The organism is Caulobacter sp. 05T431, assembly GCF_056665975.1.
In genome coordinates this window covers 17,807-38,534 of the sequence record NZ_JBFTKU010000029.1, presented here as the reverse complement: position 1 = coordinate 38,534, position 20,728 = coordinate 17,807, and the positions used below count along the sequence as shown (strand labels likewise).

The window sequence follows — 20,728 nt, the reverse complement described above, 5'->3', positions numbered from 1 at the left end:
CTCGGCCCACAAGCTCGCCGAGATCACGCGGGTGAACTTCGGCGGCGACTACGAGGACGCCCTGGCCCTGATCGGCGGCCCTCCGCCCGCCCCGACGTCGCCCTCGCGGGTTCCGCTGAGGCTGGTCTCCGACAAGGCCTAKGCTACTCCGCCGCCGCCAGGGCCAGGCGCTCGCGCCGCACGTCCAGCGCCGCCACGATCCAGATCGCGAACCCGCCCAGGGCCAGGGCCGCGCCGACATAGCCGGTCGAGGTCCACCCCATGCCGGCGGCGATGGCCAGGCCGCCCAGCCAGGGGCCCAGGGCGTTGGCGAAGTTGAAGGCCGAGTGGTTGAGGGCTGCGGCCAGGGTCTGGGCGTCGCCGGCCACGTCCATCAGCCGGGTCTGCAGCACCGCGCCCAGCCCGCCGCCGCAGCCGATCAGGAAGACCACGGGGACCAGGGTCCACAGGCTGCCCGTCGCCATCGGATACAGGGCCAGGGCGGCGGCGCTCCACAGCAGCACCCCGCCGATGGCCGGCATCTGGGCGCGGTCGGCGGCCCAGGCGCACACCAGGGTCCCGACCGTCATGCCGGCCCCGAACACCGCCAGCACCATCGGCAGGGCGGCCGAGGCGTGGGTCACCTCGCGCATGGTCGAGGCCAGGTAGGTGTAGACGCAGAACATGCCGCCGAAGCCGATCGCGCCGATGCCCAAGGTCAGCCACACCCGGCCCTTGGCCAGGGCGCCCAGCTCGCGCAAGKGGCTGGCCCCCGCGTCGGCCGGGGCGCGCGGCGCGAAGACATAGACCGCCGTGGCGGTCATCGCGGCCAGCACGGCGACGATCACGAAGCCCCAGCGCCAACCGATCCACTGGCCCACGACATTGGCCATGGGCACCCCGACGATGGTCGCCACGGTCAGGCCGATCATCACCATGGCCACCGACTGGGCCCTTCGCTCCGGAGGCGCGACGCTGGCGGCGACCAGGGCCGCGACGCCGAAATAGGCCCCGTGCGGCAGGCCGCTGAAGAAGCGGAACGCCATCATCCAGCCGAAGGTCGGGGCCAGGGCGCTAAGCAGGTTGCMGACCGCGAACACCGCCATCAGGGCCACCAGGATGATCCGGCGCGGCAGGCGCGCGGCCAGCACGGCGATCACCGGCGCCCCGACCACCACGCCCAGGGCGTAGGCGCTGATCGCATGCCCCGCCGTCGGCGCGTCGACGCCCAGGCCGGCGGCGAAGTCGGGCAGCAGGCTCATCGAGGCGAACTCGGTGGTGCCGATCGCGAACCCGCCCAAGGCCAGGGCCGCCAACACCACGCCGGGCGCATGGACCTTCACCTGCTGGACATCAGGAACAGGGCTGGAGCTCATGATCGCCGCCTTTTCGATACACACGCCGCAGGACGGCTCGGGACGCGCCCCCAAAGATGTCCTGGGACGGCGCGCCTTCAGCTGATGCTGTTGTCTGGTTATCGCGCTAGATAGGATAATGACAACGTTGTCACAAGGTTGAAGAGCTTATCCGACCGCACATTTCGCCGTTCGCCCGAAACAGACCCCATCGCCGCTGAATCGGCTTGCAGAATAACTGCACCACCAACTGTTGCCGATCCCCTGGAAAGCCGCTCGACCATGATTACGTAATCGACACGGTTTCAGTTGCGAAACCACAACCATTCAAGGGCTCATTCCAATGACCAAGGTCGCCATCGTCTACCACTCGGGCTACGGCCACACCGCCGTCCTGGCCGACAAGATCGCGGAAGGCGTCCGCGACGCCGGCCAGACGCCGGTGCTGCTGAAGATCGAGAACGCCGCCCAGGACTTCGCGCCGCTGATCGAACAGATCACCGAGGCCGACGCCGTGGTGTTCGGCGCCCCCACCTACATGGGCGACGTCTCGGGCGTGTTCAAAGTGTTCGCCGACGCCACCGCCGGCGTCTTCTTCACCGGCGCCTGGAAGGACAAGCTGGCCGCGGGCTTCACCAACTCGCACAGCTTCGCCGGCGACAAGGGCCACGCCCTGGAGAGCCTGACCATCCTGGCCGCCCAGCACGGCATGAACTGGGTGAACCTGGGCCTGGCCCCTCCCGGGGTGACCGCCGCCGAACGCGGCCCCGACACCCTGAACCGCGTCGGTTCGTTCATCGGCCTGGCCGCCCAGTCGGACAACGCCTCGCCCGAGATCACCCCGCCGGCCGGCGACCGCGAGACCGCCCGCCTGTTCGGCGTCCGCATCGCCGAGGCCGCCGTCCGCTGGACGCGCGGCGCCCAGCCGGCGCTCAGCGAAGCGGCGTAGGACACACCGCCCGTCCTTCCTGATCCCCCAGCCCGAAGGACGGGCCCGCGGCGCCCCGGCGCCGCCCGAGGGGGCGCTTGAGCCCGAGCGCCCCCTCCTCCTTTTCCTTCCCCGCGAAGCGGGGGAGGTGGCGCGGCGCAAACAGCGCCGTGACGGGGGAAGCCGTCGCCGGCCTACGGTCCGACGACCACCTGGCCCGACCCGGCGACCGCCTTGCTGACCGGCCCCTCGGCCTTGGCGACCACCACCTTGCCGGAGCCCGAGACCGAGGCCGAGACCTTGCCGGCCACGCCGTTGAAGTCGACCTCGCCCGACCCCAGGATGCTGACCTCGACCTCGGTCGACCGGCCGCCCGCCACGCTGACGCGGCCCGGTCCGGCGACATGGGCCTCGAACTTGCGGCCCACGCTGGTCGCCGTCACGCCGCCCGAGCCGGCGACGAAGACCTCCAGGTCGCCGTCGACGTCCTGGAGCGTCAGATGTCCCGAGTCGGCGATGTGGACCTCCGCCTCGCCGACTCGGCCGGCCTTGGTGTCGCCCGGTCCCGCCTGGTTCAGTTCGAACGCGCCCTTGACGTCGCCCACCGTCCAGTCGCCGCAGCCGGCGTTGGACAGTTCCAGGCTGTCGGTGCGACCGACCTCGCCGAACACGGCGCCGCTTGTGGCCAGCTCGACGCCCATCGGCGCGTGGATCACTACTTGCGGCATGTCGGCCCAGGCCACGTCGCCGATGTCGCGCACCACGACGACGGGCTTGCCGTCCTCGACGTGGCAGCCCTTGATCCGGTCGCCGTCGACGCCGCCCGCCAGCCCGCCGTCGATCACGATGCGCGATCCCGACGGCCGGACCTGCAGCGGCAGTCTGGGGTTGGAATTCTGGATCTCGACCTTCACGTCGCTCCGCGCCTCGGGAATCACGGTCACGCGGGCGACGGCGTTGGCGATGTCGATCGACGACGCGGCCGAAGCGGCGTCGGCGAGGCCTAGGGCGGCGACGCCGACGGCCAGGGTCGAAAATGCGCGCATGCTTCACTACTCTCGAAAAGGGGGGCGGCCAGAGATAGCGACGGCTCCGGCGGGAGACGACTTAATTCGAGGTCATGCCCCCCCCGAGGCCATGATCAGGCCGACGCGCCGCCGCCCCGCCTTGAACCAAACGTCCGCCCGTGCTCGACTCCAGCCAAGTTTCACCGCTTCGCTGGACACTCGCCGCATGGCCCGCCGTCTCGCCCTGATCACCGGCGCCTCCGCCGGCATCGGGGCCGCCTTCGCCCGCATCTACGCCAGCCACGGCTACGACGTGGCCCTGACCGCGCGCCGGCTGGACCGGCTGGAGGCCCTGGCCGCCGAAATCCGCCTGCGCTTCGGCGTCGAGGCCTATCCGATCGCCGCCGACCTGGCCCAGCCCGAGGCCGTCGACCAAGTGCTGGCGGCGATCGAGGCCGAGGGCCGGGTGGTCGACGCCCTGGTCAACAACGCCGGCTACGGCCTGCCCGGCGCCTACGCCCAGACCACCTGGGCCGACCAGAGCGCCTTCCTGCAGGTGCTGCTGGTCTCGGTTTGCGGCCTGACCCACAAGGTGCTGCCGGGCATGGTCGAGCGCGGCTTCGGGCGCATCGTCAACGTCGCCTCCCTGGCCGGCCTGGCCCCCGGCGCGGCCGGCCACACCCTCTACGCGGCGACCAAGAGCTTCCTCGTGAAGTTCTCCCAGAGCCTGCACCTGGAGAACCAGGCCACGGGCGTACACGTGTCCGCGCTCTGCCCCGGCTTCACCTATTCGGAATTCCACGACGTCAACGGCACCCGCGCCCAGGTCAGCCAGAGCCTGCCGACCTGGCTGTGGCTGGGCGCCGACGAGGTGGCCGCCGCCGGCTACGAGGCCGCCGAGGCCAACCGCGCCGTCTGCGTGCCCGGTTCGCCCAACAAGGCCATCGCGGCGATCGCCAAGCTGGTCCCCGACGACTGGGCCCTGGCCCTGATGGCCAGCCAGGGAAGCCGGTTCCGGAAGGTCTGACGCCTACTTGTGCTCCGCATAGGGCGCCTTGGCGTCCGCCCGGATCAGGCCGCGCGTGGCGTCGCCCACGCCGATCAGCACGAACTGCACCGCCAGGGCGCAGAGGATCAGGCCCAGCACCCGCACCACGATGCTCATGCCGATGCGGCCCAGCACCTTGCTGATCACCGGCGCGGCCCAGAACACCGCCACCAGCACCACCGAGACGGCGGCGATCACCCCGACGCCGGCGGCCAGGCCCGCCAGGCCCAGGGGCCGGGCCTCGCTGGCGTAGATGATCACGGTCGAGATCGCGCCGGGCCCGATCAGCAGCGGCATGGCGAACGGCACGATCAGCCGCTCGAACCGCTGCTTGGCGTAGACCCGGGCCGACTGGCCCTCCACGCCCTCGGCCGCGTCGGCGAACATGGTGGTGAAGTCGTCGCGCACCATGTCCAGGCCCAGGATGAACAGGATGATGCCGCCGGCGATGCGGAAGGCCGGCATCGAGATGCCGAAGAACTCCAGCAGGCTGACGCCGGTGAAGAAGAAGAAGATCAGGAAGGCGGCGACGAACAGGCCGATATAGACCGCCACCATCCGTCGGCCTGCGGCGGCCGCGCCCAGGGTGGCGGCGGCGAACAGCGGCACGTTGCCGATCGGGTCGATCAGGGCGAACAGGGCGACGAAGAAGTTGACGGCGAGTTCTGCCTGGCTCATTCGACGTGCTTAGCCTTCAATTCGCGCGGATCCGCATCCTTCTTAGGGTGATGCGATCGCGCGCGCCACACTCGGAGCTTCGCCATGTCCGCCGATCCGCGCCTGATCCTGCCGCTCGACCTGCCCACCACGGTCGAGGCCCGAGCGATGGTCGAGACGCTGGGCGACGCGGTGTCGTTCTACAAGATCGGCCTGGAGCTCCTGGCCACCGACGGCATGACCCTGGCCCGCCAGCTGAAGGGCGAGGGCAAGCAGATCTTCCTGGACTGGAAGCTGCACGACATCGGCGCGACCGTGGAGCGCTCGGCCCGGGTGCTGGCCGGGGCCGGCTGCGACCTGCTGACCGTCCACGCCGAGCCGCAGGTGATGCAGGCGGCGGTCAAGGCCAAGGCCGGCTCGGACCTGAAGATCCTGGCCGTCACCGTGCTGACCAGCCTGACCGACGCCGACCTGATCGAGATGGGCTACGCCTTCTCGGCCCGCGACCTGGTGGCCCGGCGCATCCGCCAGGCGGTGGAGTGCGGGGTGGACGGCATCGTCTCCTCGCCCCAGGAGGCCGCCCTGGCCCGCGAGATCGCCGGCCCCGACTTCCTGGTGGTGACCCCGGGCGTGCGCCCCTTCTGGTCGGCCAAGAACGACCAGGCCCGCGCCGCCACCCCGGCCGACGCCCTGAAGGCCGGCGCCAGCCACCTGGTCTGCGGCCGCCCGATCACGGCGGCGAACGACCCGCGCGAAGCGGCGCTGAAGGTGGTGGCGGAGATGGCGGGACACTGACGCTCGCCCTTCTTCACACCGTCATCCCCAACGCCCGTCATCCTCGGACTTGTTCCGAGGACCCCTCTGTCAGCCGAGCTGGCGGTTGGGTTTCGGCCGCGATCTCACCACTCCACGGATCATCGTTCTTCGCGGTTGAAGCAGGGGTCCTCGGAACAAGTCCGAGGATGACGGTTCTTAGAAACGTTCAAACCTAGTGGCCTAGAAATCCACCGCCACGCCCTTGCGCTCCCAGTCCCCGAACCGGGTCGGCTCCGGGCCGTCGCGGCCGCCTTCCTCGGTGGGCAAGGCCGCGGCGTGCTCGGCCGCGCGGCGGGCGGCGGCCTCTTCCAGGGCGCGGCGGGMGGCCGGGCTCAGCGGCTTGTCGGGAGCCGCGCCGGGCGGAAGGGCTTGATCCTGGCTCATTCGCTCACCTGCCAAGGTTAACAAGATTTAATAAAACGACGGTTGATGAACGCCGTTTCGTCTTTAAGACGTCCCGCCTTCGCGGCTCGCCCGCGAGGGGAACCACATTCTAGGGGGGACGTCATGCCTCGAGTTTCGTACGCGTTCTTTCTCAGCGCCATCGTCTACGGGATCTGCGGCATGGTGCTGGGCATGGTCATGGGCATCTCGCAGGACCATACGCTGATGCCCGTGCACGCCCATGTGAATCTGCTGGGCTGGGTCAGCCTGGCGATCATGGGAGGCTTCTACGCCATCGTCGGCGACCGCCGTCCGCCGCGCCTGGCCTGGGTGAACTTCGCCCTGTCCAACACCGGCATCCTGCTGGTCGGCCCGCTGCTGGCCGTGCTGCTGCTGAAGGGCGACATGCGCGTCGTGCCGTTCATGGCCCTGGGCGAGATCATGCTGGTCAGCGGCATGGTGGTGTTCGGGGTCGCCGTGCTGCGCACCGCCAAGACCGGTCCGACCGCCGCCGCGGCCTGATTTCCGCTTGCGCTCGCCGTCGCCTCGKGGCACGGCGAGCGTGTGACTCAGGAACTCAACGACGGCCTCCCGGCACGGGAAGGCGCCCTCGCCCTCATCGACGCGGCCCTGTCGCGGCGCGGCGGGCTCGACGAAGCCGCCTCGGCCAACGCCTTCCGCTTCCTGGAACCGCGGGAGCGGGCCTTCGCGCGCGCCCTGGCCATGGCCGCCCTGCGCCACCTGGGGCCCATCGACCGCGCCCTGGCCGGCAAGCTGGCCAAGGAGCCGCCGCCGCGCGTGCGCAACCTGCTGCGCCTGGGCGCGACCCAGGCCTTCTTCCTCGAGGTGCCCGCCTTCGCCGCCGTGGCCACCAGCGTCGAGCTGGCCGGCGCCAACAAGACCAGCCGTCCGTTCAAGGGCCTGGTCAACGCCGTGCTGCGCGGCCTGCTGCGCGACGGCCAGCTGTCGCCCGAGCCCGAGCACCTGGCCCCGCCATGGCTCTACGCCCGCTGGGTCGGCGCCTGGGGCAAGGAAACCGCCGACGCGGTCGCCGCCCAGATCGGCTTCGAGCCGGCCACCGACCTGTCGCTGAAGCCGGACGCCGACGCGGCCGCCCTGGCCGCCGAACTGGAAGGCCAGATCCTGCCCGGCGGCACGCTGCGCACCGAGCGCCGGGGCGACGTCTCGGCCTGGCCCGCCTTCGAGGACGGGACCTGGTGGGTGCAGGACGCCGCCGCCGCCATCCCCGCCCGCCTGCTGGACGTGAAGGCCGGCGAGACCGCCCTCGACCTCTGCGCCGCGCCCGGCGGCAAGACGATGCAGCTGGCCGCCGCCGGCGCGGAGACCGTGGCCGTCGACCGTTCCGCCGCCCGCCTGCAGCGCGTCACCGAGAACCTGGCCCGCCTGAAGCTGACCGCCGAGGTGGTCGCCGCCGACGCCGGGGCCTGGGGGGACGCGCGGACCTTCGACGCCGTGCTGCTGGACGCGCCCTGCTCGGCCACCGGCACCTTCCGACGCCATCCGGACGTGCTGTGGGCCGCCCGCCCCGGCGACGTGGCCAGCCTGGCCGCCGTCCAGAGCCGGCTGCTGGACAGCGCGGCCGGCCGCCTGAAACCCGACGGCCGACTTGTCTATTGCGTGTGCTCGCTGGAGCCGGAGGAGGGCGAGGCCCAGGTCGAGGCGTTCCTGACCCGTCGCCCGGACATGGCCCTGGATCCCATCGCCCCGGAGGAAGGCGGCGCCCCAGCCGCCAGCCTGACCGCGCGCGGCACGCTGCGGATTCTGCCCCATCACCGCGAGGGCGGCCTGGACGGCTTCTTCGCGGCGCGATTCGTCAAGCGGTAGCCTGAAAAGCCGTCGTCGCCGCCCAAGCGCCACGCTTGCGGACGACAACCTTGAGGCGGATGAATGCGTTAAGCTTCCGGGCGCAGCACTCGCTTGTGGCGTGAGCCCGACACAGCTAAGCCAGGGACCCATGACCGCGCCGCTGATCGCCCCCTCCATCCTCGCCTCCGACTTCGCCAAGCTGGGCGAAGAGGTCGCCGCCATCGAGGCGGCCGGCGCCGACTGGGTGCATGTCGACGTGATGGACGGTCATTTCGTGCCCAACATCACCCTGGGCCCGGACATCGTCAAAGCCATCCGGCCGCACGCCAGGATCCCGTTCGACGTGCACCTGATGATCAGCCCGGCCGATCCGTACCTGGAGGCGTTCCGCGCCGCCGGCGCCGACCTGATCAGCATCCATCCGGAAGCCGGCCCGCACCTGCACCGCAGCCTCAAGCGCATCCGCGAACTGGGGGCCAAGGCCGGGGTGGTGTTCAACCCCTCGACCAGTATCGACCACGTCGAGTGGATTCTCGAGGACGTCGACCTGCTGCTGGTGATGTCGGTCAATCCCGGCTTCGGCGGCCAGAGCTTCATCCCCGGCCAGTTGCGCAAGGTCGAGGCCCTGCGCAGGATGATCGACAAGGCCGGGCTCGACATCATCCTGGAGGTCGACGGCGGCGTCACCCCGGTCACCGCCCCGCAGTGCGTGGCGGCGGGGGCCACGGCCCTGGTCGCCGGCTCGGCGGTGTTCAAGGGCGGCCCTTCCGCCTATGCCGACAATATCCGCGCCCTGAAGGGCGGCTGATACAGCGGCATGGAGGGGGCTCCCGCGACAGGTTCCAGCCGCAAGTCCTCCGCCCTCGCCGGCGGCCCCTCCTCCCGTGGTTCCGCGGCCCGTGGTCGCGGCGCGCGCACCAAGGGCGTGACGCTCAAGGCCCTGGGCGCGGCGATCAAGGGGAATCTGGAACGCGAATGGTTCGGCTCGCCGCCGCATCGCGCCTCGATCAGCCGGCCTAGGCCGGTCGGCCTGGCCGCCCATCCCCACGACCCCCGTCCCATAGACGCCGAGCGCGGCCGCCAGTTGCTGGACGGCCTGCTGGTGCTGGACGGCGGCGCCCTGCGGTTGGGCGAGACGGGCGATCCCTTCGACCAGCCCAGCCCGACCCGGCAGTTCGCCACCGCCCTGCACGGCTTCGACTGGCTGCCGCACCTGCTGGCCGCCGGCGCGGGGTCGTCGCGCCTGGCCCTGCGCCTGTTGCAGGACTGGCGGCGGGTGTTCGGGACCTGGAACGCCTTCTCGTGGAGCGGCGAGCGGCTGGAGCGCCGCACCTTCCACCTGGCCTGCGCCGCCAAGGCCCTGGCGCCCGAGGCGTCCGACGCCGAGATCTCGGCCATGACGCAGGACATCGCCCGGGGCGCCCGTCAGCTGCTCAAGGCCTCCGACGCGCCCGAGCGCCGTCTTGAGCGGGCCGTGGTGGTGGCGATCGCCGGCTGCGCCCTGACCGGCAAGGCCAGCGACCGGCTGATGGCCCAGGGCCTCAAGCGCGTCCTGGCCCTGCTGGACCTGGTGGTCCTGCCCGACGGCGGCCACGCCAGCCGTTCGCCCGAGGCGGGGCTGGAGCTTTTGTTCGACCTGCTGACCCTCGACGACGCCCTGGGCCAGCGCGGCCGTCCCGTCCCGGAGGTCCTGACCCGCGCCATCGACCGCCTGAGCTCGTCGGTCCGCTTCTTCGCCCTGGCCGACGGCTGCCTGGCGGCGTTCCAGGGCGGCGAGGCGATCGAGCCGAAGCGGATCGCCGCGGCCCTGGCCCACGACGACCACGGCCCGCGCCCGCCGCAGAGCGCGCCGCATGTCGGCTACCAGAAAATGCAGGGCGGCAGCCTGCAGGTGATGGCCGACGCCGGGCCGCCGGCCAAGGGCGTGCTCAGCGTCACCGCCTGCGCCCAGCCCGCCGCCGTCGAGATCGTGTTMGGCAAGGACCGGCTGATCACCAGCTGCGGCTGGAGTCCGGAGGCGACCGGCGCCAACGCCTTCCGGCTGTCGTCGGCCGCCTCGACTGTGTCGGTGGGCGACGGCTCGGCCGGCCGGCCGCTGTCGGGCTGGCGCGCCGAGGCCCTGGGCCCGTGGCTGGTCGATGGCGCGACCGAGGTCGAGGTCAAGCGCCACGACGCCGACGTCGGGGTCTGGCTGGACATCGTCCACGACGGCTGGCGACGCCTGGGCCTGACCCACGCCCGACGACTGTATCTGGACCTGAAGGCCGACGAGCTGCGCGGCGAGGACAGCCTGATCCCGATCGGCTCGGCCAATCCCGACGGCCCGCGCCGCTACCTGCCGTTCTCGGTCACCTTCCACCTGCATCCGGACGCCCGCGCCTCGCTGGCCCGCGACGGCAAGAGCGTGCTGATCAAGGGGCCGTCCAATGTGGGCTGGTGGCTGCGCAACGACGCGGTCGACGTGGCCATCACCCCCTCGGCCCATTTCGACCACGGCCACGCCCGCCCCGCCGGCGCCATCGTGCTCAAGAGCCAGGTGCGGCCCGAAAAGGGCGCCAAGATCCGCTGGAAACTCGTCCGGGCGACCGACCATTGAGACTGGCCAGGCTGAGTATCGATCGGAAGGGGTATTGGATCGCGACCGCGATCATGACCGCCGCGCAGGCGCTTGGTCCGGAAACGATCACCCACATCCTGTTCGTTCCGTGGTTCGTCCTCTACCTGGCCCGCCTGCGGAACGCCGGCCGATCCGCCTGGCACGTGCTGCATGTGGTTCCGATCTTCGCCCTCGTCTTGACCCCGGTCTTCGTCGCGCCGGACGCCTTCGCCACCTACACGGGCAACGGAGCCGCGGTTCCGGCGCCGTCGACGACGGACACCCTGGTCTTCCTGGCCTGCATGCTGGTCGCCATCGCCTATTATCTGGCCTTCGCCATCTGGCTGGGCTGCATCCGGCCCAAGGCGCCGCCCCAGGCCAGCCTGGCCGACACCTTCGCCTGACACCGCCATCCCGCCTTCGATGCGGGAGCGGTCGCCCTGCGACATTACGTCCCATGCGCCCATCGGAGCGCGGAATTCACAGCCCCCACCCTGTCCTGTAGCTGTTTTCGACCGCGTCGGCTGAGGGAGGGGCAGATGTCGAGCCTCGCCGCCTTGCGGCCCATCCTGAACACAGCGATCGACCCCGTCGTCGTCATGGACGCCAAGGGCGTGATCCTGGACTGGAGCGCCCGCGCCGAGGCCGCCTTCGGCTGGTCGCGCGACGAAGTCCTGGGTCGCGGCCTGATCGAGGTGCTGGCCCCGCTGCGCCATCAGGCCCACTACCGCCAGATCCTGACCCGGCGTCTGACCTCCACCGAGCCGCCGCCGGCGCGCCAGTCGTCGCAGCTGATGGCCGTGCGCAAGGACGCGAGCGAGATTCCCGTCGAGGTCTCGCTGGCCGCGTTCGGCGAGCCCGACGCGCTGGTGTTCCTCGGCTTCATCCGCGACGTCACCGACCGGGTCGAGGTCCACGACCGGCTGGCCGCCAGCGAAGCGCGGTTCCGGGCGGCCATCGGCGCCGTCGACGGGATCCTGTGGACCAACGACGCCTCGGGCCGGATGGTCGGCGACCAGCCCGGCTGGGCCAGCCTGACCGGCCAGGCCCAGGACGACTACCAGGGCTTCGGCTGGGCCGACGCCGTCCATCCCGACGACGCCGAGCCGACGATCCAGGCCTGGAACGAGGCCGTCGCCCGGGGCGGTCCCTTCACGTTCGAGCATCGGGTGCGCCGCCACGACGGCGTCTGGCGCGACTTCGCCATCCGCGCCGTCGCCGCCCTGGAGACCGACGGGTCGATCCGCGAGTGGATCGGCGTGCACACCGACATCACCGAGCGCAAGCGGGCCGAGGAACGCCTGCGCGAGGGCGAGGCCCGGTTCCGGGCCATGGCGGATTCGGCGCCCGCGCCGGTCTGGATGACCTCCGTCGAGGGCGGCATCACCTTCGCCAACGAAGCCTTCAGCGAGTACACCGGAGTGGCGCCGGCCGACCTGCTGGGCGACGCCTGGATCAGCCTGATCCATCCCGACGACATCCCCGGAGTCGGCGCCCGACGGGCGGCCGCGCGCACCGCCGAGGGGGGGCCGATGGCTTACGGCTTCGAGGCGCGGTTCCTGGGGGGCGACGGAAACTATCGCTGGATGGTCGCCAACGCCCGGCCGCAGATCGACGACCAGGGCCAGTTCCAGGGCTATATCGGCATGGCGATGGACATGACCGAGACCAAGACGGCCCAGGCCCGCCAGCGCCTGCTGATCAACGAGCTGAACCACCGCGTGAAGAACACCCTGGCCTCGGTCCAGTCGATCGTCCGCCAGACCCTGCGGCCGGAAGAAGCCGTCGAGGCCGTGCGGGAGCGGCTGATCGGGCGGCTGCTGGCGATGTCGGCCGTCCACGACGTGCTGACCCGCGAGAGCTGGGAGGGCGCGGCGCTGGACGACATCGTCCGCCAGGGCCTGGCCCCGTTCGTCGACGACCTGGACCCCGAGCAGGTGGCGATCCGCGGCCCCGCCCTGCGGGTGGGCGCCAGCACCGCCCTGTCCCTGGCCCTGGCCGTGCACGAGCTGGCCACCAACGCGGCCAAGTACGGCGCCCTGTCGGCGACGGGCGGCCGGGTGGACGTCGCCTGGAACCAGACGGCCGAGGACCGGGCGGTCCTGAGCTGGACCGAGCGCGGCGGGCCGCCGGTGCGCGCGCCCGAACGCCGGGGCTTCGGCACCCGCCTGCTGGAACGCGGCCTGGCCGGCGACCTGGGCGGCCGACCGGAACTGACCTTCGCCGTCGAGGGCGTGCGGGCGGTGCTGCCGGTGCGGCTGGGCTGACGAAGGTCCTCCCTCTGTGGAGGAGGGCCTGACCGCAATTGACTCCCCCGCCCGCCTCCTTATTTTCCGCGCCGTCTGCGTGACTGGCGCTAGTGATGGGCAACCATCGGGGAGCGCGGACCTCATATGCCGCGCGCCTGGGCTCCACACTGTTCTGAAAAGACCTCACAGGAGTCCGCCGTGCCCGCCGCCCCCGACTATCCGTCCGCCCCCGACCTCGTCGCTCCCAAGCGCGCCCTGCTGTCGGTCTCCGACAAGATCGGCCTGGTCGAGGCCGCCAAGGTCCTGCACGAGGCGGGCGTCGAGCTGGTCTCGACCGGCGGCACCAAGGCGGCCATCGCCGCGGCCGGCCTGCCGGTCAAGGACGTCTCGGACCTGACGGGCTTCCCCGAGATGATGGACGGCCGGGTCAAGACCCTGCACCCGATCGTGCACGGCGGGCTCCTCGGCGTTCGGGACGCTCCCGACCATGCGAAAGCCATGGCCGACCACGGCATCGGCGGCATCGATATCCTGTACGTGAACCTCTATCCGTTCGAGGCCACGGTCGCGAAGGGCGGCGCCTACGAGGAGTGCGTCGAGAACATCGACATCGGCGGCCCGGCCATGATCCGCTCGGCGGCCAAGAACCACGGCTATGTCGCGGTCTGCACCGATCCGGCCGACCTGGCCGAGGTGCTGGAGGCCTTGAAGGCCGGCGGCACGACCCTGGCCCTGCGCCAGATCCTGGCGGCCCGCGCCTACGCCCGCACGGCGGCCTATGACGCGGCGATCTCCGGCTGGTTCGCCCAACAGCTGGGCCAGGACTTCCCGGCCCGCAAGAGCATCGCCGGCGAGCTGCGCCAGACCATGCGCTATGGCGAAAATCCCCACCAGAAGGCGGCCTTCTACACCTTCCCCAATCCGCGTCCGGGCGTGGCCACGGCCAAGCAACTGCAGGGCAAGGAACTCAGCTACAACAACATCAACGACACCGACGCGGCCTTCGAGCTGATCGCCGAGTTCGACCCGGCCCAGGGCCCGGCCGTGGCGATCATCAAGCACGCCAATCCCTGCGGCGTGGCCGTCGGCGCGAGCCAGCGCGAAGCCTATGAGCGGGCCCTGGCCTGCGACCCCACCAGCGCGTTCGGCGGCATCGTCGCCGTCAACAGCCGCCTGACCCGCGAGGCCGCCGAGGCCATGGTCGAGATCTTCACCGAGGTGGTGATCGCCCCCGAGGCCGACGACGACGCCGTCGCCGTCTTCGCCGCCAAGAAGAACCTGCGCCTGCTGGTGACCGGCGGCCTGCCCGACGCCCTGTCGACCGGCGACACCTTCAAGTCGGTGGCCGGCGGCTTCCTGGTGCAATCCCGTGATGACGCGCGCATCACCGCCTCGGACCTGAAGATCGTCACGAAGCGTCAGCCTACGGACGAAGAGGTGCGCGACATGCTGTTCGCCTTCACCGTCGGCAAGCACGTCAAGTCCAACGCCATCGTCTACGCCCGCGCCGGCCAGACCCTGGGCGTCGGGGCCGGCCAGATGAACCGCAAGGACTCGGCCCGGATCGCCGCCCTGCGCGCCGCCGATTTCGGCCTGGACCTGAAGGGCTGCGCCTGCGCCTCGGAAGCCTTCTTCCCGTTCGCCGACGGCCTGATCCAGGCCGCCGAGGCCGGGGCGACGGCGATCATCCAGCCGGGCGGCTCGATGCGCGACCCGGAGGTGATCGAGGCCGCCGACAAGCTGGGCCTGACCATGGCCTTCACCGGCGTGCGGGTGTTCCGCCACTAATCCCGGACGGCGCGACCCGCGCGCCAGGCGCGGGTCGTGTCGATCCACCGTCATGCTGAACGGCGTCATACGAATGCGCTAGTCGGCGGACGATCTTGTGGCTAGAGCTTCGGGCGCAAGTCCTTGAAGCGAGCCCCGATGTTCTCCAAGCCCCGCGCCGATCTCGTTCCCAATACCGCCGCTTATGAGAATGAGCCCTTGGTCAAGGCCACGGGATTTCGGGAATACGACGCGCGCTGGCTGTTCGGACCGGAGATCAACCTGCTGGGCGTCCAGGCCCTGGGCCTGGGCCTGGGGACCTACATCCACGAGCTGGGCCAGTCGAAGATCGTGGTCGGCCACGACTTCCGCGGCTATTCGCTGTCGATCAAGCAGGCCCTGACCCTGGGCCTGCTCGCCGCCGGCTGCGAGGTGCACGACATCGGCCTGGCCCTGTCGCCCACCGCCTATTTCGCCCAGTTCGACCTGGACATCCCCTGCGTGGCCATGGTCACCGCCAGCCACAACGAGAACGGCTGGACCGGCGTGAAGATGGGCGCCCAGAAGCCCCTGACCTTCGGCCCCGACGAGATGGGCCGGCTGAAGGCGATCGTGCTGGGCGGCGAGTTCGTCGAGCGCGACGGCGGCAAGCTGATCCGCGTCGAGGGCGAGGCCGAGCGCTACATCGCCGACGTGGCCAAGCGCGCCCAGATCACCCGTCCCCTGAAGGTGATCGCCGCCTGCGGCAACGGCACGGCCGGCGCCTTCGCGGTCGACGGCCTGCAGCGCATGGGCGTCTCCGACGTGATCGGCATGGACGTCGAGCTGGACTACACCTTCCCGAAATACAATCCGAACCCGGAAGACGCCGAAATGCTGCACGCGATGGCCCACGCCGTCCGCGAGCACGGGGCCGACCTGGCGTTCGGTTTCGACGGCGACGGCGACCGCTGCGGCGTGGTCGACGACGAGGGCGAGGAGATCTTCGCCGACAAGATCGGCCTGATGCTGGCCCGCGACCTAGCCCCGCTGAATCCGGGCGCGACCTTCGTGGTCGACGTCAAGTCAACCGGCCTCTACGCCACCGACCCGATCCTGGCCGCCCACGGCTGCAAGGTGATCTACTGGAAGACCGGCCACAGCTACATCAAACGCAAGAGCGCCGAGCTGGGGGCCCTGGCCGGCTTCGAGAAGAGCGGCCACTTCTTCATGAACGGCGAGCTGGGCTACGGCTACGACTGCGGCCTGACCGCCGCAGCCGCCATCCTGGCCATGCTGGACCGCAATCCGGGCGTGAAGCTGTCGGACATGCGCAAGGCGCTGCCGGTGGCCTTCACCTCCCTGACGATGAGCCCGCACTGCGCCGACGAGGTGAAGTACGGCGTCGTCGACGAGGTGGTGAAGGAGTACCAGGACCTGTTCGCCGCCGGCGGCTCGATCCTGGGACGGAAGATCACCGAGGTGATCACCGTCAACGGCGTGCGGGTGCACCTGGAGGACGGTTCGTGGGTGCTGGTCCGCGCCTCGTCCAACAAGCCCGAGATCGTCGTGGTGGTCGAGAGCACCCAGTCGGAAGACGACATGCGCGCCCTGTTCCGCMAGGAAGTGAAGCCGCGCCTCGGCGACCGGGTCGGCAAGTACAACCAGGAAATCTGACGCCTCGGAGCTTGGAACCATGCTGAGCGCCGACTGGGGAGCCAAGGTCGCCGACGCCTCGAAGGTCTTCAAGCCCGCGGGGCCGGGCCCGTTTCCGGTCGCGCTGATCCTGCACGGCTGCGGCGGCAAGACCCCGTTCCTGGAAACCTACGCCCAGGTGGCGGTGCAGGCCGGCTGGGCGGCCGTGGTGGTCGACAGCTTCAAGCCGCGCGGCATGTCCACCCTGGACGGCAAGCTGTTCGTCTGCACCGGCATGACCCTGCAGGGCCTCAAGCGCTCGGCCGACATCTTCGCCATGCTGACCTGGCTGGAGCGCCAGCCCTGGGCCGACGCCCAGCGCGTGTTCCTGGCCGGGTGGAGCCATGGCGGCTGGTCGATCATGGACGGCTACGCGATCGGCGTGAACGCCGCCCGCGCCACCGGGATCGCCGACGCCGATCCGGTGAAGCTGCGGACCCGCGTCAAGGGCGCCCTGCTGGTCTATCCGTACGCGGCCTACCCGTCCCTGACCTCCAGCCGCGGCTGGGGCCCCCAGGGGTTCGGCGGCCCCAAGGTGTTCTCCGTGGTCGGCGGCAAGGACCAGGTGGTCGGCTGGAAATATCCGGAGAAGGCGCTGGAGCGCCTGAAGCGCGACGGCCTGTCGGTGGACACGGTCTTCTATCCCGACGCCACCCACGCCTTCGACGACGACCGCGCCAACGACCCGCGCGCCCGGTACCGCCCGGACCTGTTCAGCCAGACCCAGTCCTATTTCGCCAAGGCGCTGGGAAGCGTCCGGAGCCTCTGAGCCGATCGACGCCCGCGCAACTCCCGTGGAGATTGTGAGCGGAGAGATTGTGTGTCAGGCTTGCGCCGTCTCGCGGGAGGTCCCTCATGAAGCTGGCGTCGATAGCGCGGTCCGCGCTCGTCCTGACCCTTTTGCTGGCGCCGGTCGCCTGCGCGCCCGTGGCCCCTCCGCCCAATCCCGTCGCCCAGGCCACCGCCGCCGGCCTGAAGGCCCAGACCCTGTCGCTGCTGGACGTGGCGGGCGACCCCTACGCCAACCACGCCGCCGAGGTGACGGCCCTGACGGCGAAGATCGACGCGGCGGCCAGCGCGGCGGCCGCCGATCCGCTGAACGCCCTGTCGGCCCGGCAATGGGACGTGCTGCGCGATCCCAACCGCGCGCTCTACGGCGGCACGATCGCCCTGTGGCAAAGCCAGGGCACGCTGGGTCCGGCCTTCCGCGACCAGAAGAAGATACAGATCGGCCGGGCGTTCGACTACATCCTGTGCCTGGAAGCCAACAAGGCCCAGACCACCTCTTGCGGCCAACCCGAGGAAGGCGGCGCGTCATGAGCCAGTTCGACGATTTCCTGGCGGCCGCCAAGGCCAACCTGACCGTGCTGGGCAAGGAGAGCTTCGACAACTATTCCGCCGAGGTGAAGGCCATGGTCCAGGCCGCCCTCGACAAGGCCACGGCCAATCTGCGGCTCTGGACCGGCCAACTGGCGGCCGGCCAGCTGACCCAGGCAGAGTTCGAGAACCTGGTGAAGGGCGAGACCGACCTGACCGAGATCGCCGGCTACACCGCCGCCGGCATCAGCCAGGCCCAGGCCCAGCGCCTGCGCGACGCCGTGACCGAGACGGTGATCAACACCGCGATCGACACCTTCCTCAAGTCGCGCCCGGCCGGCTGACCGGGCCGCTCGGTCAGGCCGGGACCGTCGCCGCCTGGCGCGTCCGGCGCAGGGGCATGGGGCCGCGATAGGCCAGCCGCCACAGCCACTCCAGCGGCCCCATGGTGAACCGGGCCATCCACCAGTGCGACCACAGGATCTGGACCAGCCAGATCGTCGCGACGGCGGCGGCCAGGAGCGGCCGATCGAGCTTGTTGTACAGGCCCGGCCCGCGCCCGCCGTAAAGCAGCGCCGTCATCAGGATCGACTGGGTCAGGTAGTTGGTGAAGGCCATCTGGCCCACGGGGGCCAGGACGGCGGGGATCGCCCGCCAGACCCGGGTCCGCGTCGCCATGACCATCAGCCCCACATAGCCCAGGCTGACGACCGGGGCGGTGGCGCTCTGCAGCCAGCGGGCCAGGGCGCGCGGCGCCCAGGGGTGGTCAGGCAGCACCATGTAGAGCGTCTCGGCCATGCCGACGACCGCCAAGGCGCCCAGCCCCGCCCCGATCAGCGCCTTGTAGACGCCGCCGGGCGCCTTGCCGCTCAGGACGCCCAGCTTGTGGAGGCCCATGCCGATCAGCATCAGCGACAGCACCAGGATCGGCCAGGTCTGCGGCCAGGTGGTGAACGAACTGAAGGTGAAGTCCCAGAAGTCCCGGGCGTTCTGGACGAACGACTGCTGGAAGGTCCCGGCGTACTGCACGCTGTCGGCGTGGACCTTGCCCAGGAACTTGGCCATGTCGGCCGCCGAGGGGTCCCCGCCGCCCTGGGCCGCGTACTCCAGCATCTTCCACGCCGACCAGGCCGACAGCGACAGGTGCACGGCGATCCCCGCCTGCAGCAGGCGCTTGGCCGGCCATGACCGGGTCCACAGGATCAGCAGGCCGACCACCGCATAGGTGTTCATCACGTCGCCCTGCCAGATCACGAACCCATGGAACAGGCCGATGGCCAGCAGGCTGACCAGGCGCAGGATCAGGATCCGTCGGCGCTCCCCGGCGTCGGCGCCCCCGCCGTCGCCCCCGACCATCAGGAGCGAGGCGCCGAACAGCATGGCGAACATCGAATAGAACTTCTGCTGGAAGAACACCTGGGTGACCCACCAGACGGCCACCGACGCGGGTTCCATGCCCAGCGGCCACAGGGTCAGGCTGGTGGCCACCGAGTGCGGTTCGGCCGCGATCGGAATGTTGCACAACAGGATGCCCAGCACCGCCAGACCCCGCAGCGAGTCCAGCAGACCAATCCGTTCCTTGACCATGCACGCCCCCGAAACGCCGACCCGCTCAATCGCCGCCAATCCTGGACCGAGTTCGCGCGAGCGACAACCCTGGGTTATGCGACCTCGGGGCCCTGGCGCGGCACGCGGGCCAGGATGACGGCGCCGGTGGCCAGGAACAGGGCCGAGACCGCCACGGCGACGCGCTGGTCGCCGATCCAGCGGGTGCCGACGGCGATGACCAGCGGGGCCAGGAAGGCGGTGGCCTTGCCCGATAGGGCGTAGAGGCCGAACCACCGCCCGCTCTCGCCCTCCGGCGCCAGCTGGGCCATCCAGGCGCGCAAGGACGCCTGGGCCGGCCCGAAGGTCAGGCCGACGAACAGCGAGAAGCCCAGGAACACCCGCTCGGGCAGGCTGGCGAACAGGCCGCCACCGGTGACCGGCGGGGTGACCTTGATCACGAAGGCCAGGGTGTCGCGGCCGACCAGCCCCACCCCGAACGCCCCGAACAGCACCACGCCGGCGGCGATCAGCACCGTGGCCTTCGAGCCCAGCCTCTGGTCGACCCGACCGCCGATGAACGTCCCGATCCCGGCGGCCACCGACAGGGCGATGGCGTAGAGGCCCAGCTGGGTGGTGGTCCAGCCGAACAGACCGGCGGCCAGCACGCCGCCGAAGGCGATGAAGCTGGAGATGCCGTCGCCCAGCAGCATCCGGCCGATCAGGAAGCGCAGCATCCAGGGGCGGCGCGGCAACGAGCGCACCGTGGCCCACAGCTCGGCCAGCGGCTTCTGGTCGGCGATCTTCGGCGGCTGGGGCGCGATCAGCATCAGCGGCCAGGAGAAGAGCACGAACCAGACGGCCACCAGCGGCCCGACGATGCGGTCAGGCTCGTGCAGGGCCTTGGACAGGCCCAGCATCGGAACCTTCGGCAGCGAGAAGCCCAGCAGCACCACGAACAGGCTGATCAGCGCGCCGACATAGGCCAGAGCCCAGGCCGATCCGGACAGGCGTCCGACCTGGCCCGGCTTGGCCACCAGGGGCAACAGGGCGTTCATCACCGAACCGCTGAGCTCGGCGCAGAGCCCGGCCACGACCAGGCAGATCAGGATCGGCAGGACGCGGCTGGCGTCCCCCGGCGTGGCCAGCCAAAGGGCGGCGCTGGCCAGGACGAACGGGACGGCCAGGCCCACCAGCCAGAGGCGCGGATTGCGCCGGGCGTCGACGCTGGCCCCGACCAGCGGGCTGAACACGGCGATCAGCAGGCCTGTCACCGCCCCGGCATAGCCCAGCAGGCTCTGGCCCCGGGCCGCGTCGCCGACGAAGCCGGCGGCGAAATAGGGGGTGAAGATGAAGGTGGCGATCAACGCCCAATAGGGCTGCTGCGCCCACTCGTAGAGCGCCCAAGCGGCCCGCTGCCGATCGCCTCTGTCCATAAGCCGAGCCCCCACTGAAGCGTCGCTTATAAACATCCTTCTCCCCTTGCGGGAGAAGGTGTCGACCCCCGGGTCGCGCAAAGCGCGCGCCCGAGGGTAAACTCCGTCGACGGATGAGGGGTCTCTCAAAAAGAAACCGCCGC

The 20,728-nt window shown here is 70.7% G+C and carries 20 protein-coding genes and 1 riboswitch; of the genes, 14 read left to right on the top strand and 6 right to left on the bottom strand.

Annotation, left to right across the window (positions count from 1 at the left end; genetic code table 11):
- Positions 1-143: 143 nt before the first annotated feature.
- Entirely contained in the window at positions 144-1,355 is a 1,212-nt protein-coding gene (locus AC1U89_RS22075) for an MFS transporter (RefSeq protein WP_479901787.1), read from the bottom strand.
- 322 nt (positions 1,356-1,677) lie between these two features.
- Between AC1U89_RS22075 and AC1U89_RS22070 the strand changes: the two genes are divergently transcribed.
- Complete coding sequence (locus AC1U89_RS22070; RefSeq protein ID WP_479901786.1) at positions 1,678-2,283, top strand: flavodoxin family protein; 606 nt, start codon at positions 1,678-1,680, stop codon at positions 2,281-2,283.
- 173 nt (positions 2,284-2,456) lie between these two features.
- Here the strand turns inward: AC1U89_RS22070 and AC1U89_RS22065 are convergent, their stop codons facing one another.
- Positions 2,457-3,308 (bottom strand): GIN domain-containing protein, encoded by an 852-nt coding sequence (locus AC1U89_RS22065; protein WP_479901785.1) that lies wholly within the window; start codon positions 3,306-3,308, stop codon positions 2,457-2,459.
- Between the two features lie 187 nt (positions 3,309-3,495).
- Between AC1U89_RS22065 and AC1U89_RS22060 the strand changes: the two genes are divergently transcribed.
- Positions 3,496-4,296, top strand: coding sequence for an SDR family NAD(P)-dependent oxidoreductase (locus AC1U89_RS22060; protein ID WP_479901784.1), 801 nt, complete (start codon positions 3,496-3,498; stop codon positions 4,294-4,296).
- 3 nt (positions 4,297-4,299) lie between these two features.
- On the opposite strand, the gene AC1U89_RS22055 is transcribed toward AC1U89_RS22060, so the two are convergent.
- Positions 4,300-4,995 (bottom strand): MarC family protein, encoded by a 696-nt coding sequence (locus AC1U89_RS22055; protein ID WP_479901783.1) that lies wholly within the window; start codon positions 4,993-4,995, stop codon positions 4,300-4,302.
- Between the two features lie 84 nt (positions 4,996-5,079).
- Here AC1U89_RS22055 and pyrF point away from each other — a divergent pair, with 84 nt between their 5' ends.
- Complete coding sequence (gene pyrF / locus AC1U89_RS22050; protein ID WP_479901782.1) at positions 5,080-5,769, top strand: orotidine-5'-phosphate decarboxylase; 690 nt, start codon at positions 5,080-5,082, stop codon at positions 5,767-5,769.
- A gap of 201 nt (positions 5,770-5,970) precedes the next feature.
- On the opposite strand, the gene AC1U89_RS22045 is transcribed toward pyrF, so the two are convergent.
- Complete coding sequence (locus tag AC1U89_RS22045) at positions 5,971-6,174, bottom strand: DUF1674 domain-containing protein (protein WP_479901781.1); 204 nt, start codon at positions 6,172-6,174, stop codon at positions 5,971-5,973.
- A 123-nt stretch (positions 6,175-6,297) separates the two neighbouring features.
- Here AC1U89_RS22045 and AC1U89_RS22040 point away from each other — a divergent pair, with 123 nt between their 5' ends.
- The 11 genes from AC1U89_RS22040 to AC1U89_RS21990 all read left to right on the top strand — a co-directional run bounded on the left by AC1U89_RS22040 (position 6,298) and on the right by AC1U89_RS21990 (position 17,948).
- Entirely contained in the window at positions 6,298-6,696 is a 399-nt protein-coding gene (locus AC1U89_RS22040) for a hypothetical protein (RefSeq protein WP_479901780.1), read from the top strand.
- A gap of 42 nt (positions 6,697-6,738) precedes the next feature.
- Positions 6,739-8,019, top strand: a complete 1,281-nt coding sequence (locus AC1U89_RS22035; RefSeq protein ID WP_479901779.1) for an RsmB/NOP family class I SAM-dependent RNA methyltransferase — start codon at positions 6,739-6,741, stop codon at positions 8,017-8,019.
- Positions 8,020-8,149: 130 nt separating this feature from the next.
- On the top strand, positions 8,150-8,809 hold the full coding sequence (gene rpe, locus AC1U89_RS22030; RefSeq protein WP_479901778.1) for a ribulose-phosphate 3-epimerase: 660 nt from the start codon (positions 8,150-8,152) through the stop codon (positions 8,807-8,809).
- A 9-nt stretch (positions 8,810-8,818) separates the two neighbouring features.
- Positions 8,819-10,597, top strand: coding sequence for a heparinase II/III family protein (locus tag AC1U89_RS22025; RefSeq protein ID WP_479901777.1), 1,779 nt, complete (start codon positions 8,819-8,821; stop codon positions 10,595-10,597).
- Between the two features lie 53 nt (positions 10,598-10,650).
- Entirely contained in the window at positions 10,651-11,001 is a 351-nt protein-coding gene (locus tag AC1U89_RS22020) for a hypothetical protein (protein WP_479901776.1), read from the top strand.
- A 135-nt stretch (positions 11,002-11,136) separates the two neighbouring features.
- Complete coding sequence (locus AC1U89_RS22015; protein WP_479901775.1) at positions 11,137-12,864, top strand: PAS domain S-box protein; 1,728 nt, start codon at positions 11,137-11,139, stop codon at positions 12,862-12,864.
- A 69-nt stretch (positions 12,865-12,933) separates the two neighbouring features.
- Positions 12,934-13,014, top strand: a riboswitch (ZMP/ZTP riboswitch).
- Positions 13,015-13,044: 30 nt separating this feature from the next.
- Positions 13,045-14,634, top strand: a complete 1,590-nt coding sequence (gene purH, locus AC1U89_RS22010; protein WP_479901774.1) for a bifunctional phosphoribosylaminoimidazolecarboxamide formyltransferase/IMP cyclohydrolase — start codon at positions 13,045-13,047, stop codon at positions 14,632-14,634.
- A gap of 138 nt (positions 14,635-14,772) precedes the next feature.
- The gene (locus AC1U89_RS22005) at positions 14,773-16,269 is read left to right on the top strand and encodes a phosphomannomutase/phosphoglucomutase (RefSeq protein ID WP_479901773.1); all 1,497 of its coding nucleotides are present in this window, start codon (positions 14,773-14,775) and stop codon (positions 16,267-16,269) included.
- A gap of 19 nt (positions 16,270-16,288) precedes the next feature.
- Positions 16,289-17,056: a dienelactone hydrolase family protein gene (locus AC1U89_RS22000; protein ID WP_479901772.1), complete on the top strand. Its 768-nt coding sequence runs from the start codon at positions 16,289-16,291 to the stop codon at positions 17,054-17,056.
- An 86-nt stretch (positions 17,057-17,142) separates the two neighbouring features.
- Positions 17,143-17,607: a hypothetical protein gene (locus AC1U89_RS21995; protein WP_479901771.1), complete on the top strand. Its 465-nt coding sequence runs from the start codon at positions 17,143-17,145 to the stop codon at positions 17,605-17,607.
- The gene (locus AC1U89_RS21990; protein WP_479901770.1) at positions 17,604-17,948 is read left to right on the top strand and encodes a hypothetical protein; all 345 of its coding nucleotides are present in this window, start codon (positions 17,604-17,606) and stop codon (positions 17,946-17,948) included. The genes AC1U89_RS21995 and AC1U89_RS21990 overlap by 4 nt, the downstream gene beginning before the upstream one ends.
- 13 nt (positions 17,949-17,961) lie before the next feature.
- Here AC1U89_RS21990 and AC1U89_RS21985 read toward each other — a convergent pair whose 3' ends face one another.
- Both AC1U89_RS21985 and AC1U89_RS21980 read right to left on the bottom strand, forming a co-directional pair.
- The gene (locus AC1U89_RS21985; protein WP_479901769.1) at positions 17,962-19,191 is read right to left on the bottom strand and encodes a DUF418 domain-containing protein; all 1,230 of its coding nucleotides are present in this window, start codon (positions 19,189-19,191) and stop codon (positions 17,962-17,964) included.
- 74 nt (positions 19,192-19,265) lie between these two features.
- Positions 19,266-20,585: an MFS transporter gene (locus tag AC1U89_RS21980; RefSeq protein ID WP_479901768.1), complete on the bottom strand. Its 1,320-nt coding sequence runs from the start codon at positions 20,583-20,585 to the stop codon at positions 19,266-19,268.
- Between the last annotated feature and the right edge of the window lie 143 nt (positions 20,586-20,728).

Coding starts and splice junctions, on each gene's coding strand:
- AC1U89_RS22070 (WP_479901786.1), top strand. CDS start 1,678: ATGACCAAGGTCGCCATCGTCTACCACTCGGGCTACGGCCACACCGCC.
- AC1U89_RS22065 (WP_479901785.1), bottom strand. CDS start 3,308: ATGCGCGCATTTTCGACCCTGGCCGTCGGCGTCGCCGCCCTAGGCCTC.
- AC1U89_RS22060 (WP_479901784.1), top strand. CDS start 3,496: ATGGCCCGCCGTCTCGCCCTGATCACCGGCGCCTCCGCCGGCATCGGG.
- AC1U89_RS22055 (WP_479901783.1), bottom strand. CDS start 4,995: ATGAGCCAGGCAGAACTCGCCGTCAACTTCTTCGTCGCCCTGTTCGCC.
- pyrF (WP_479901782.1), top strand. CDS start 5,080: ATGTCCGCCGATCCGCGCCTGATCCTGCCGCTCGACCTGCCCACCACG.
- AC1U89_RS22040 (WP_479901780.1), top strand. CDS start 6,298: ATGCCTCGAGTTTCGTACGCGTTCTTTCTCAGCGCCATCGTCTACGGG.
- rpe (WP_479901778.1), top strand. CDS start 8,150: ATGACCGCGCCGCTGATCGCCCCCTCCATCCTCGCCTCCGACTTCGCC.
- AC1U89_RS22020 (WP_479901776.1), top strand. CDS start 10,651: ATGACCGCCGCGCAGGCGCTTGGTCCGGAAACGATCACCCACATCCTG.
- AC1U89_RS22015 (WP_479901775.1), top strand. CDS start 11,137: ATGTCGAGCCTCGCCGCCTTGCGGCCCATCCTGAACACAGCGATCGAC.
- AC1U89_RS22000 (WP_479901772.1), top strand. CDS start 16,289: ATGCTGAGCGCCGACTGGGGAGCCAAGGTCGCCGACGCCTCGAAGGTC.
- AC1U89_RS21995 (WP_479901771.1), top strand. CDS start 17,143: ATGAAGCTGGCGTCGATAGCGCGGTCCGCGCTCGTCCTGACCCTTTTG.
- AC1U89_RS21990 (WP_479901770.1), top strand. CDS start 17,604: ATGAGCCAGTTCGACGATTTCCTGGCGGCCGCCAAGGCCAACCTGACC.
- AC1U89_RS21985 (WP_479901769.1), bottom strand. CDS start 19,191: ATGGTCAAGGAACGGATTGGTCTGCTGGACTCGCTGCGGGGTCTGGCG.
- AC1U89_RS21980 (WP_479901768.1), bottom strand. CDS start 20,585: ATGGACAGAGGCGATCGGCAGCGGGCCGCTTGGGCGCTCTACGAGTGG.